Here is a 13,551-nt window from a genome sequence, read left to right on the forward strand (position 1 = left end):
TCTTTTCAGACATGTTCCTAAGCCTCCTTTGGTAATTGGTTTGTGGTGAATTAATTTTACCAAACGGCTTTGGGCATGTCTATTTTTTACCCCTTATTCAATTTGCGCAATTTATTGTACCTTATCTTAATATGTGGTAATATATACTATACTTTTGCTGACTTAATGGAGGGATACATGAACTTTTTTAAGTATTATTCCCATATTACCAAATTAGTGGTTGGAATAATAGCGATACCCCTGTTTCTCTATGGTATATATAAAGAAGCTGCCAGCTTTTTGTATTTAAGCTTTATTATGGGAGTTGTTATTTTACTGCTGGATTTAGTGGATTTTGGTATTTTTATACTGAGAAGGAATGCAAAAGCCAAGAAGGTTATAAGTAAATATACTGGACTTTACAATATACATAGACAACTTTCATACCCCGGAAGCGAAAGAAATGCTTTAAAAACTTTTAAGCTGCTGGTGGAAAAGCAAAATGAACTTGAGGTTTTGAGAGTTACTTCTGAAAAATTTAATTCGACAATAGATATGGGACATATAGTTGAGTATGTTTTTGACGTTTTCACGAAATTTACCGGTTGTGACAGATGTCTGATCTGTTTTAAAGATATAAATTCTCCGGAAATATATTGCAAATTTGAGCTGGGGAATTCTTTCAATGAAGTTGGAAAACTGTTTGACACTGATTCTGTAGTTACAAAATGCTTCACATCAAATTCCATTGTAGTCAATACCAATATATTTATAAGAAGAAGGGGAATATACGGAGATAAGCTTGCAATTCCCCTGAGCATATCCGATGAACAGTTAGGTGTGATTTTTATAGAAACACCGGTTAAAAATTCTTTTAAAAAAGTCAATTTATCATTTTTGAAGAGTATCGCAAATTATGCTGCTGTTGCTATGAACAAGTCACAGCTTTTTAACGACGTATATAATCAGAAGCAGGAAATCGAAGCCCTTTATGAGGAAACAGCCGCAGTAAACGACAATTTGAACGACAATATAAATAATTTGAATTATGCCAAGGAAGAGCTGAGATTGAAAAACGAGGAACTGTTGAGGTACTCGGACAGCTTGAATACAGGATATATTCAGACAGTGATGTCCCTGGTAAATGCAATTGAGGCTAAGGACTCGTATACAAGCGGGCATTGCCAGAGAGTAATGGAAATCTCCTGTGAAATAGCCGCAAACCTGAATCTTGATGAGGATGTCATCCAGGATTTAAGGTACGCTGCCATTTTGCATGATATTGGGAAAATAGGCATATCTGCGGCTATCTTAAATAAAACTGACAAGCTTACCGACCAGGAATATGAGGAAATCAAGAAGCATCCGCAGATTTCCTACAATATTCTGAAGAATGTCGAGTTTTTAGGCAGGGGCCTGGATGCCATACTGGAGCACCATGAAAAATACAACGGCAGCGGATATCCAAACAACCTGAAGGGTGAAGAAATCAGCTTATTGGGCAGAATACTATGTATAGCCGATGCTTTTGATGCTATGACCAGTGACAGAACATACCGTAAGGGAATGACCATGGAACTTGCCATAAATGAAATAGAACGCTGCAAAGGAATTCAGTTTGATCCGGAAATTTCGGATGTATTCATAAAAATGATAAGAGAATTAGTCTAGGTAAATATTTGGAGGTAATAAGTGAAATCTGATCATACAAAGCTCAATATCCTATTTGTTTCAGCGGAAGTGGACCCATTTGCAAAAACCGGCGGATTAGCGGATGTAGCAGGTTCCTTGCCAAAGGAATTGTCCCTGCTTGGACACGATGTCAGAGTTGTAATGCCACGATATGGCTTTATAAACCAGGAAATGAAGTATGTCTGTGATTTTCCTGTGGAGCTGGGCAGCAGGAGGGAAACCTGCGTAATAAAGCAAGGCAGCATTTCAGACAGTGAAGAAAGGCATATACCTGTATATTTTATTGAGAATCATCACTATTTTAACAGAGAGGGCATCTATTGCTATCAGGATGATGCCCAGAGATTTATCCTGATGTGCAAAGCAGCACTGGAGATGGTTCAATATATTGATTTCAAGCCTGATATTATTCATTGCAATGACTGGCACACAGGGCCTATATGTCTGCTGCTCAAGGAAAAATACTGTAAAATGGAAGAATATAGCCATATAGCAACGGTCTATACCATTCACAACCTGGAATATCAGGGAAACTTCGGACCGGAGGTGACGGAATACTTAAACCTTGAGGAGGGTTATTTCACTCCTGATAAGGCGGAATTCTACGGAATGTTCAGTTTTATGAAGTGCGGACTGGTATTTTCGGATATTATCAACACGGTCAGCAAGCAATATGCAAGGGAGATACTGACCTCTTCTTACGGTGAAAGGATGGAAGGCGTGCTTGCCCGCAGGAAAAGCGACTTGTTTGGGATAGTTAACGGTATTTCATATGAGGAGTTTGATCCCGGAAAAGACAAATGTCTTCATGTCAACTATGGTAAATCAAACTTCCGGTTAAAAACTGAAAATAAGGCAGCTTTGCAAAAGGAACTGGGTCTTGAAGCGGGTACAGCTCCATTGCTTGGTGTGGTCACCAGACTGACGGGACAAAAAGGTCTTGAGCTTCTCCTTGGCTGCATTGAAGAGCTTATAGAAAAGGAAAATGTACAGTTGGCTGTTTTGGGACTGGGTGATGAATATTACTATGAAAATTTTTCCCGGCTGAAGGTGAAATACCCCAAAAATGTTGCAGCAGTATATGAGTTTGATACAGAGCTTGCAAAAAGGATATATTCCGGCTGCGACATGTTTTTGATGCCGTCCAGGTTTGAACCCTGCGGCCTTGGACAGATAATAAGCCTCAGGTACGGCACAATTCCAGTGGTCAGAGCCACAGGAGGGCTGGCAGAAACCATAATCGACTATGATATGGATAACAGGCAGGGCAACGGTTTTTCTTTTGAAGAGTATTCTGTCAGAGAATTCAAAAAAACATTGGAACGGGCGTTGGAGGTTTTCCGCAATGAGCCTGAGACCTGGAAGCGTTTGATAGAGAGGGCCCTTGACTCTGAATTTTCCTGGAAGCAACCTTGCAAAGCTTATTTGGAATTGTATTATCTTGCTGTTGGCAGAAAGGGAGAAAAAGGTTGCATAGAATGAATAAAAAGGACAAAGTTATAAAGATACTTGAAATATTTGACCAGCTTTACCCCGAAGCCGAGTGTTCCCTGGAATACTGGACTCCTTTGCAATTGCTCATATCTACCCAGTTGGCCGCTCAGTGCACGGATGCAAGGGTTAACATTGTTTCACAGGAGCTGTATAAAAAATACAGGGGGGTGGAGGATTTTGCAAATGCAGATCTGGCAGAGCTGGAACAGGACATAAAGCCTACGGGCTTTTATAGAAATAAGGCAAAGAATATTATTGCCTGCTGCAGACAGTTGCTTGAGAAGCACAATGGCAAAATTCCCGACAATATGGAAGACCTTCTTAAGCTGCCGGGTGTTGGGAGAAAGACTGCAAATCTTGTGCTGTTTGAGATTTACGGCATCCAGGGTGTCGTAGTGGATACACATGCCAAAAGATTGACAAACCATATTGGGCTCACTAAAAATCAGGACCCTGAAAAGATAGAATATGATTTGCAAAAAATCGTGCCAAAGGATAGATGGGCTGATTTTTGCCATAAGCTTGTATTTCACGGAAGAGCAGTTTGCAACGCCAGAAAGCCTGATTGTGAAAATTGTAAGATAAGCAGCTTTTGTGATTACTATAATAAGAAATAAGGTTAAAAACTACTATTAAAGTGGGGATGGGAATGCCAAATAAACCTAAACAAGTGAAAAAGGTAGCTACAAAAGAGAGCTATAATCCCGATGAACTCATATTTGCTTTAGATATAGGCACCAGGTCTGTTGTCGGTATAGTCGGATTCTACGAAAATGAATATTTCAAGGTGGTAGCGGCAGAGGTATACGAGCACAAAAGCCGTGCCATGCTGGACGGCCAGATTCATGACGTAGGCAAGGTGGCGGAGGTTGTAGGCGAAGTCAAGGCCCGGCTTGAGGCCGCCTTGGAGCTGAAGCTGACAAAAGTTGCTATTGCTGCTGCGGGAAGAGTTTTAAAAACCAGCCAGGCCAGGCTGGAATATGAAATTGAGCAGGGAAGAGAAATAACTGCGGATATTGTGGGCAGCATGGAGGTTGATGCAATTCAGAATGCACAGGTTCAGCTTGACAGCCAATTATCCGGTGAAGAAAAAGTGCCCTTTTATTGTGTAGGCTACAGTGTAATCAACTATTACCTGAACGGATATGTGATTTCATCACTTATCGGGCATAAGGGCAAAAAAATAGGTGTTGAGGTTTTGGCTACCTTTTTGCCCCATGTGGTAGTGGACAGCCTGTATACTGTTATGGAGAAGGTGGGCCTTAAAGTAGCCGGTCTCACACTGGAGCCTATTGCAGCCATAAGTGTTACCATACCCAAAGATTTAAGACTGCTCAATCTGGTATTGGTCGATATTGGTGCAGGCACGTCCGATATAGCAATCACCAAGGATGGATCGGTTGTTGCATACGGAATGGTTCCCATTGCAGGTGATGAAATAACTGAAAAAATAGCCCAGGAATATCTCGTAGACTTTAACACTGCAGAAAAAATAAAGCTGGCAATAACTGCTGGCAATGGTTCCATAAAATATACCGATATTTTAGGAAAGAAGAGGGAAATAAGCAGCAAGCAAGCTCTGGAAGTACTTCAGCCTTCTATTGATCTGCTTGCCTTCAGCATTGGTGACAAAATTATGGAATTCAATCAGAAGGCGCCCAATGCTGTGTTTCTCATCGGAGGAGGCAGCCAGGTGCCAGGGCTTACGGGAAAGATTGCCGAAAGATTGGGTATGAATCCTGAAAGAGTTGCTGTACGTGGCAGAGATGTGATACAAAACATAAAAACAAAAATCAAGAAATTGTCCGGCCCAGAGTCAATAACACCTTTTGGAATCGCAATGATGGCCTATTCTACTAAAGGGCAGGATTTTTTGTCGGTAACGGTAAACGGAGAAAAAATACAACTGCTGAACTCAAAAAAATTAACGGTTGCCGATGCACTTATATTGGTTGGTTATGATGCGGACAAACTGATAGGAAGGTCTGGAAAATCGTTAAAGTTCACGTTAAATGGAAACCCTTTATTCATAAAGGGGGAGCATGGTATGGCTGCGGAGATACTTGTAAACAACTCTCCTGCCAGTCTTGAAACAAGTATAGGTGTGGGGGACAGTATTACTGTAAATCCGGCAGTTAACGGGCGGAATGCTGAAAAGAATACAAGTGATTACACAGTAAATCCGGATGGACTGGTTATATTTTTAAATGATGATAATCTGAAGCTTGTGCCTCAGATTACGGTAAACGGGGAACAGAAAAGCACCCACTGCCGGATAAGTGACGGTGACAATATAATAATCCGGGAAATTTACAAGCTTGGTCAACTGCTTACGGAATTTAACCTGGATATAGACGGGGGCAGACTTGAGGTTAATGGCCGGCAGTTGGATTTGGAATACAGCCTTGAACAAAATGATCGCATATGGCTTATAAAGGAGGAGACCCCGTCCCAGGCCTTGCCTGATGCCAGTGACAGCAGTCCCGGTTCCAGTGACAGCAGTCCCGGTTTCTCGGATATTAGCGCTGTGCCGGTAGAGGAAGCCGGGTTTGCAATAACTGTAAATGGTGAAAAGGTGAGACTGGAAGACGGAAAACAATATATTTTTGTTGATGTTTTCAGCTATATAAATTTTGATTTGACGGCACCAAAGGGGAATATTGTACTTAAGTTGAACGGAAGAGTTGCAAATTTTACCGACAGCGTAATGCCGGGAGATATAATAGATATATACTGGGAGAAATTTAAAATTTAGTGTTGTGAATGTTTTACTTCCGGCTGAACGTGGAGGAACTATGAATAAGCTTCAAAGATTTGAAAAGGTTTTGGTTGACCTTTGTTGGGTAGTTATTGTATTATTGATAACCGGCTATGTTATCAGGGATATTTTTAATATTGAGTCCATTCTTTTGATAAAGCAGGGCTTAACCTTGAACATTGCCATACTGGTGCTATTTTTGTTCAATGTTATTAAAACAACCTTTGTCAACAATACGGCCCTATACTCTGAAAAGGTTTTTGTCATATTCAGATATATAGAAGTAGGCGTTTTATCCCTATTCACAATGAACATTTACATTGGGATAGAGTCTGCGGTTATACTGATTCCGCTTGTCTTTTTGACACTGCACAAAGGCTTTAAGGCCGGGTTACTGCTTTCAGCCTATAGTGCCTTGTTTAAAACAGGCTATCTTTTATGTGATTTCTTCTGGTTCAAGCACTCAGGGCTGACCATTGGACTTATGTCCTACAATCTGTTCAAGATAATTTGCATGTATTTTGTGCTTGTTGCTATTATTAAAATCAGCCTGGCCGTATATAACAGCAGTATAAAAAATGAAGTTGAGAATGCAAGGCTTGTTATCGAACTGGGTGAAAAGTATGAACAGCTTGAAGTGGCACAGGAGGAGATCAAAAATCAATATGACAGGCTCATGGAAACAAACCGTAAGCTTCAGGATACCAATCGGCGCCTTACATCCAGCATTGCTGAGTTTTATACCCTTCAGCAAATTAGTGAGGCCATTGGGTCCATACTTGATATAAACGACCTTTTGAACTTTGTAAATGATGTAATCATAGGCGTAATGGGAGTAAATTATTCAACCATAGTTTTGCTGGATCACAGGGAGGGCAGGCTGAAGGTGCACTTCACAAATATTCAGAATAAAAAGGATCTGGCAATTCTGAATGATAACATAAATTGCAAGCTGCTCCTTGATATGCTGGAAAATGAAAAGCCTATAATGGAGAATGCCGTAATACCTGAAAAATTTGATTTTATCAGATCCAGGGAGGTTGGGTCATTTATTTGCCTGCCCCTGAGCTCAAAGTCCAGAAAATTCGGACTTACACTCATAGAGCACAAGAACAGCAATACCTTTGATGAGGACAACCTGCGCCTTTTAACTACCATTGGAAAGCAGGTCAGTATGGCTATAGAAAATGCAGAATTATATGCAAATCTCCAGGAACTGGCAACCATTGACGGGCTTACGGGAGTTTACAACAGGGTCTATTTCCATAAAAAGTTCGAGGAAGAGTTCAATGCTGCCAGGACACTTGGTTACGATCTGGCTCTTGTCATACTGGATATTGACAAGTTTAAGAAGTTCAACGATACATACGGACACCTGTTTGGGGATGTAGTGCTTAAAAGTGTTGCACAGACAGTGAAGAACAACATCAAGTCCACCGACACAATTGCCAGGTTTGGAGGTGAAGAATTTGTTATAATACTCCCTCGCATGTCTGCCAGGGATGCCTATGAGAAAGTGGAGGAGCTAAGGATTAAAATAGCAAATAACATTATAAAAGACAATGTGATTCTGGCTTCTGTTACTGCAAGCTTCGGAATATCAAGCTTCCCTGATATCTCAGCCAATCAGATGGAACTTATAAGGGATGCGGACAATGCACTGTACAATGCCAAGGAAAACGGAAGAAATTGCGTTAAACTGGCTGAAGCTTCCGATAAGTCAAGGCTTTAATCAGCTTACTTAATCAGCTTACCCTGAAGGATTCAACCATTTTCCAGAACATGTCATAATCATTTTGACCATAGTTCTTTTCAGGAATATAGAAACTGATTCTGTAAAACTTTGAGCCTTTTGTGAGAAAGACCTCAAGGTTTTTGTATTTTTCATTGGCACTTTCCATGGTGTACTCCCAAAAGTAGCCGTCCAGATCGTTTATAGTGATTTTCCTGGAGGTGAAATTAATAAATTCATTCATTGCCGCCTCCTGGGAGGCTTCAAGGAATTTTTCCAGAGAATAGGGCATGCTCCATACCTGCACAAAGCCGTAAAACTTCTTATCCTCTTTATTCTGAAAATCTATATGATAAAGTATCTCACTGCCCTGAAAGACCTGCTGATCCAGCTTGAACAGTGACGGATAGCTGAACTGAAAGCCTTCTTCCTGCGATTTGAAATCCACAAAATTCTTATAGCTGCTGTTGCTTGCCTGTATGTAAGGAGAGGAATCCCCGTATTTGGAATAAAGATTCCTGATTCTCATGTTGGCAGGATATGACAGGGATATATTGCTGTTGACACATAGTGTATATTTTACACTGCTGTCATAAATAGAACTCGCCCCTATAAGAAATAAGACCCATAAAAGAATAATTGCTGTGATTACCAGCAATTTCCGCCTGTAGTTGGTAACAATAATTACATTCATGGACAATTCTCCCGCTGTCATTGATAATACTTGTACTATATATTTATTCAGCGTGTATGAAAAATAGACAGTTAAAGCAAAGAATTTTTTAATAATTATCACGAAAACAAAATTTGAAGAATATGATATTTAGTGAGGAGCCATTTTGGGGGGAGTGTAAGGTTAATGAAAATAGTAGTTGTTAAGATGCCAAAATTTTTGGGGAACATATTAAAAAGGGTTTTTAAAATAGGTTAGGGTTACGATGGGTTGTAAATAGACAATTCCAGCTATTGGACGAGAAATATTAAGCAACAATTACGAACAAAGCCTTCAGGAAGTAAAGATAAAAAAATAAAAAAGCGTATAAACGCTTTTTTATTTTAAATGATTAACGTAATCAAATTAGATAGCTCTGGTAACTTTGTTTGAACGAAGACACCTTGTGCATATGTTAATTGATTTTGGTGTGCCATTATCAATTATCTTTATTTTTCTTACATTAGGTTTCCATGTACGGCTAGTAGCATTTAACGCATGGCTCCTATTGTTTCCAAAAGTAGTTGCTTTACTGCATACTTCACACTTTGCCATATATAACACCTCCTTTAATTATTGGAGAATTTTTCTTTCTCATAAATCGGCATCAAAGCAATAATTATTTTAACACAACAATACCCAAGAAACAAGCTTTTTCATGTAAAAACTCATAAATTTATTAAATAAATTCCATGCTTTAAAGCTGTCAATTATTTTAAAGCAATTAATCAAAGTGCAGACCGGTAAAAGCACATATCTCTCAAATGTCAATAAAAATCTATAAATTCCTAAAAAAAATGTGAAAAATATCGAAAAATCTAAAAAGTATTGAAAATTGCTATTTCTATCCATAAAACTTACCGATATATTTCTATGATACTAAAGAAAAGGGAGTGAATCTATGAAACTATCAGTTAAAATAGCAATTTATGTGGGGACTCTGATTGTAGTGATAGCTTTAGGTTTGGGAATTTTGACCTCGTTTTTTAGCAGTGAAGCCCTTTACAACAAGGTTGAATCAAATTTGGTGCAGTTGGGAAATGAAGAATCGAAATACATTGATTTCAAAATTGTTTCCAAAATTCAAATACTCCAGGAGGTTGCCAATCAAAGCGAGGTGACCGGCATGGAATGGGATAAACAGAAAAATGCTCTCAAGGATACTGTGGAAAGGCTCGGTTATCTGGATTTGGCTGTGGTTTTGCCGTCGGGGGATGCCAGCTATATAGTAAGCGGAGACAAATCGAATCTTGGAGACAGGGATTATGTAAAGAAAGCATTAAGCGGTGAGGGCTGTGTATCCAATGTCCTCATAAGCAAGGTGACCGGAGAAGCGGTACTTATGTATGCAGTTCCGATTTATAACGGCAGCAAGGTGGTGGGTGCTCTTGTAGGACGAACCGACGGCAATTCTCTTAACACATTTACAGATGAAATTAAATATGGTAAGCATGATATGGCCTTTATCCTGGGAAAAGATTCAACTTTTTATTCTTACCCGGAAAAGGATTTTGTATTGAAGCAGGTCAATATATTTAAAGCGGCGGAGTCGGACAGTTCCTTTTCAAATCTGGCCGGCCAATTGAAGAAGGTGGGCCTGGAGAAGCAAGCAGCCATAGAATATTCCTTTAAGGGAACAAAATATATAGCTGAATTGACGCCTATAAAATCAACCGGCTGGATACTGTGTACTGCTGTGGAAAGACAGGAGGTAACCGATTCTGTAAACAACCTTGTGATTGCCATAATTGTTGCCAGCTTGATATTTGTGATTATCGGAATAGTCTCCTCCACTCTGTTGAGCGTTTCCATCAGCAGGCCGGTGGTTACGGTTTCAAAGAAGCTTAATGATTTGGCAAATTATGATTTTGAAGGAAAAGATGAGGTTTTAGTGAAGTATTCCGGAAGGAAGGATGAAATAGGACAGATTAACAAAAGCCTTCTGACTATGGAGGATAACTTGCTGAGCCTCATAAGAAGGATATCGGATATTTCAAACCGTGTTGCAGATTCCTCGGGAGAGGTAAATCAGGCCACCCGGTCCATTGTTCAAGTGTCGGAGCAGGCCTCGGTAAGCATAAATGAAATAGCCAGGGGTGCTTATGAACAGGCAAAGGATACCGAGCAGGGCTCCAGCAATATGCACAATCTCAGTGAGTTCATAATAAATGACAATAAAAACAGAGAGCTTTTAAGCGAGACGGCTGTAAATGCAGATAAGCTGAAGGAAGAGGGCTTGAGTACGGTCAATTTGCTTATGGAAAAAACCAAAATTACAAATACCGCCACCAATGAAATACAGAAGGTTATTGCTGAAACCCAGGAGAGTTCTCAAAAGATCCAGATAGCAAGCCAGATGATTGAAAAAATCACACAGCAGACAAATCTTCTGGCTCTGAACGCATCCATTGAGGCCGCCAGAGCCGGAGAGGCCGGAAGGGGCTTTGCTGTTGTGGCAGAAGAGATAGGAAAGCTTGCCGAGCAGTCCACCAGCTTCACACAGCAAATCAATAATGTCATAAAGGAGCTTACCCAGAAGATAGAGTTTACCGTAAGAACCATTTCAGAAGTGGATAGAACCATTATGGCCCAAACAGAAATGGTGGGTGAGACCAAGGAAAAATTTGATGGAATAGCAGAAGCCATTAGCAAAATGAGATCTGTTATAGATGACTTGAGCGCATCGGGAAATGAAATGGAGAGCAAAAAGGATGAAATGGTACAGATTTTAGGCAACCTCTCCGCAATATCCCAGGAGAATGCGGCAGCTACCCAGGAGACACTGGCTACTGTGGAATCTCAGACCTCCAGCATTTCAAGAATTGCCGATATAAGCAGTGAACTGGCTGAGCTTGCAAGAGAAATCAAAGAAAACATAAACAGGTTTAAATTTAACTGACGTGTAACTCCACGGGCTTTTTAAGTATTTAAAACAGGAATTCCGAATATGACTTACCGGATTCCTGTTTTTTTACCGGTTTTATTTTAACTATGGATTTTGTAACCGCAAGCTTTTATGATAGAATTAGATGATAGTTGAATACCGATGGCTGTTACTTTGGAGGTTTGGCTTGAAACCTATAGCTTTTGACGAACTTAAAAATAAATCCATAAAATTTATAAAGGGTGTTGGAGAATCCAGAAGGTCACTTTTTGAAAAGCTTGACATTAATTCTGTATTTGATTTGCTGACCTATTATCCCAGAGAATATGAGGATAGGAGTAAAATAAAAAACATTGCTGATTTGGAGAATGGAGAAAACTGTTCTTTTGAAGGAACCATAGTCTCAAATGTGAATGAAGCAAGGCCCAGAAGAGGTATGGTCATATCACGGGTAACGGTGCAGGACAGCACCGGCAGAATTACCGCCCTGTGGTTCAATCAGCAATATGTCAGGAAGGCCTTGCTGCTGGGAGAAAATTATATTTTTTTCGGCAGGATAGAACGTAAGCTGAACAAGCTTCAAATAGTTAATCCTGTTTTTGAAGCCGGCAGCAGCGAGGTTATGAAAAAAAGCCTAAAAATATTACCTGTATATTCTGCCACCAGAAATCTGGGGCAGAATGTCATCAGAACAATAATGCAGGAGGCGGTAAGGACTCTGGACAATGTTCAGCTTGAAGATATGCTGCCGGAGGATATCAGGAGCAGGCACAAACTTGCAGGCCTTAAGGAAAGCATAAGACAGATTCACTTCCCCGGGTCGGCTGAGAAAATGCAGGAGGCCAGGTACAGACTTGTGTTTGAAGAGCTTTTCATGCTGCAACTGGGCCTGTTGAATTATAAAAGTCTGGCTGTACACAAGGGCAGGGGGATTCAATTCGGAAAGCCCCGGGAAATGGAAGCTTTTATAACCTTTCTGCCTTTTAAGCTCACAACTGCACAGCAGAGGGTTTTGGAAGAAGTGGAACAGGATATGGAAAGTGAAAATGTTATGAACCGGCTTGTGCAGGGAGATGTGGGTTCAGGAAAAACCATTATAGCCGTAATTGCATTGTTCAAGGCTGTCAAGTGCGGCTACCAGGGGGCTTTGATGGTTCCCACGGAGATACTGGCCGAGCAGCATTTCAAGTCCATAAAGCCGCTGTTTCAAGAGTATGGCATAGCCTTGGAACTGCTGTCCAGCAGCCTTCCAAAAAAGCAGAAGCAGGGGATTTTTGACGGTCTGAGGGAGGGCCGTATAAAGGTTGTGGTTGGAACACATGCTCTTCTGGAAAACACCGTGGAGTTTCAAAAACTGGGACTGGTGGTTACAGACGAACAGCACCGGTTTGGTGTCCGGCAAAGGACCATACTTGCAGAAAAGGGGCAGAACCCGGATGTGCTTGTTATGACCGCTACTCCCATACCAAGAACACTGGCACTGATACTTTACGGAGACCTGGATATATCTGTGATTGACCAGTTGCCTCCCGGGAGAAAGCCCATAAAGACCTATTCTGTAAATGAGGCGATGAGGGAGAGAATAAATAATTTCATAAGGGAAAAGGTTATGGAAGGCAGACAGGTATACATTGTCTGCCCGCTTGTTGAGGAGTCCGAAGAAATAGAAGCCAAATCAGCGGTAGTTACGGCTGAGGACATAAGCAATAATGTTTTCCGGGATTTGAAGGTAGGCATTATTCACGGCAAAATGAAGTCGGCGGAAAAAGATGCTGTTATGAAAAGCTTTGCAGCAGGTGAAATCAGCATTCTGGTATCAACCACTATAATCGAGGTGGGAGTGAATGTTCCCAATGCCACACTTATGGTTGTGGAAAACGCTGAAAGGTTTGGACTTGCACAGCTTCACCAACTGCGTGGAAGAGTGGGCAGAGGCGGCGAGCAATCCTACTGTGTCCTTTTTAACCAGTCAAAATCCCAGGTTTCGCGGGAGAGAATGAAGATAATGTCACAATCAAATGACGGTTTCGTTATATCCGAGAAGGATTTGGAAATCAGAGGCCCCGGAGATTTTTTCGGCACCAAGCAGCACGGACTGCCTGAACTGAAAATTGCAAACCTGTATAGAGATATTGAAGTGCTGAAGCTGGCGCAGAACAGTGCAAGGGAGCTATTGGAGACCGATCCCGGCCTGCGGGGCAATTTAAGGCTTAAGCAGTATCTTTCCGGATATTTTGGAGAGAAGGTAACATTATCCTAGCCGGCAAATGGATAATATAAAATAGGACTATAACTTTACA

9 protein-coding genes are annotated in these 13,551 nt (G+C 40.8%); 7 read left to right on the forward strand and 2 right to left on the reverse strand.

All coding sequences use genetic code 11. The features are described from left to right. Nucleotides 1–177: 177 nt before the first annotated feature. The 5 genes from CLHUN_RS20640 to CLHUN_RS20660 are packed head-to-tail and all read left to right on the forward strand — an operon-like array spanning nucleotide 178 to nucleotide 7,655. Nucleotides 178–1,650, forward strand: a complete 1,473-nt coding sequence (locus CLHUN_RS20640; RefSeq protein ID WP_080066586.1) for an HD domain-containing phosphohydrolase — start codon at nucleotides 178–180, stop codon at nucleotides 1,648–1,650. A 21-nt stretch (nucleotides 1,651–1,671) separates the two neighbouring features. Then, nucleotides 1,672–3,153 carry a glycogen synthase gene (locus tag CLHUN_RS20645; protein WP_080066587.1) on the forward strand — a complete coding sequence of 494 codons (1,482 nt, stop codon included), beginning with the start codon at nucleotides 1,672–1,674 and terminating at the stop codon, nucleotides 3,151–3,153. Continuing rightward, on the forward strand, nucleotides 3,150–3,782 hold the full coding sequence (nth, locus tag CLHUN_RS20650) for an endonuclease III (protein ID WP_080066588.1): 633 nt from the start codon (nucleotides 3,150–3,152) through the stop codon (nucleotides 3,780–3,782). Before CLHUN_RS20645 ends, nth begins: the two co-directional genes overlap by 4 nt. Nucleotides 3,783–3,814: 32 nt before the next feature. After that, nucleotides 3,815–5,920 (forward strand): cell division protein FtsA, encoded by a 2,106-nt coding sequence (locus tag CLHUN_RS20655; protein ID WP_080066589.1) that lies wholly within the window; start codon nucleotides 3,815–3,817, stop codon nucleotides 5,918–5,920. A 40-nt stretch (nucleotides 5,921–5,960) separates the two neighbouring features. Beyond that, nucleotides 5,961–7,655, forward strand: coding sequence for a sensor domain-containing diguanylate cyclase (locus CLHUN_RS20660; protein WP_080066590.1), 1,695 nt, complete (start codon nucleotides 5,961–5,963; stop codon nucleotides 7,653–7,655). Nucleotides 7,656–7,668: 13 nt separating this feature from the next. Here the strand turns inward: CLHUN_RS20660 and CLHUN_RS20665 are convergent, their stop codons facing one another. Together CLHUN_RS20665 and rpmB are read right to left on the reverse strand one after the other, a co-directional pair. Then, nucleotides 7,669–8,349 carry a PsbP-related protein gene (locus tag CLHUN_RS20665; RefSeq protein ID WP_080066591.1) on the reverse strand — a complete coding sequence of 227 codons (681 nt, stop codon included), beginning with the start codon at nucleotides 8,347–8,349 and terminating at the stop codon, nucleotides 7,669–7,671. A gap of 384 nt (nucleotides 8,350–8,733) precedes the next feature. Further along, nucleotides 8,734–8,922, reverse strand: a complete 189-nt coding sequence (rpmB, locus tag CLHUN_RS20670) for a 50S ribosomal protein L28 (RefSeq protein ID WP_004617754.1) — start codon at nucleotides 8,920–8,922, stop codon at nucleotides 8,734–8,736. A 346-nt stretch (nucleotides 8,923–9,268) separates the two neighbouring features. On the opposite strand from rpmB, the gene CLHUN_RS20675 reads away from it, so the two are divergent. Next, a complete protein-coding gene (locus tag CLHUN_RS20675; protein WP_080066592.1) occupies nucleotides 9,269–11,266 on the forward strand; it encodes a methyl-accepting chemotaxis protein in 1,998 nt (665 codons plus the stop codon). 172 nt (nucleotides 11,267–11,438) lie between these two features. Then, on the forward strand, nucleotides 11,439–13,511 hold the full coding sequence (gene recG / locus CLHUN_RS20680) for an ATP-dependent DNA helicase RecG (RefSeq protein ID WP_080066593.1): 2,073 nt from the start codon (nucleotides 11,439–11,441) through the stop codon (nucleotides 13,509–13,511). Nucleotides 13,512–13,551: the final 40 nt, after the last annotated feature.

It is taken from the genome of Ruminiclostridium hungatei, assembly GCF_002051585.1.
Taxonomy (GTDB): Bacteria; Bacillota; Clostridia; order Acetivibrionales; family DSM-1351; genus Ruminiclostridium; species Ruminiclostridium hungatei.

Excerpts from the sequence above, each read along its gene's own strand:
- CLHUN_RS20640 (WP_080066586.1), top strand. The coding sequence starts at position 178 with ATGAACTTTTTTAAGTATTATTCCCATATTACCAAATTAGTGGTTGGA.
- CLHUN_RS20660 (WP_080066590.1), top strand. The coding sequence starts at position 5,961 with ATGAATAAGCTTCAAAGATTTGAAAAGGTTTTGGTTGACCTTTGTTGG.
- CLHUN_RS20665 (WP_080066591.1), bottom strand. The coding sequence starts at position 8,349 with ATGAATGTAATTATTGTTACCAACTACAGGCGGAAATTGCTGGTAATC.
- CLHUN_RS20675 (WP_080066592.1), top strand. The coding sequence starts at position 9,269 with ATGAAACTATCAGTTAAAATAGCAATTTATGTGGGGACTCTGATTGTA.
- rpmB (WP_004617754.1), bottom strand. The coding sequence starts at position 8,922 with ATGGCAAAGTGTGAAGTATGCAGTAAAGCAACTACTTTTGGAAACAAT.
- nth (WP_080066588.1), top strand. The coding sequence starts at position 3,150 with ATGAATAAAAAGGACAAAGTTATAAAGATACTTGAAATATTTGACCAG.
- CLHUN_RS20655 (WP_080066589.1), top strand. The coding sequence starts at position 3,815 with ATGCCAAATAAACCTAAACAAGTGAAAAAGGTAGCTACAAAAGAGAGC.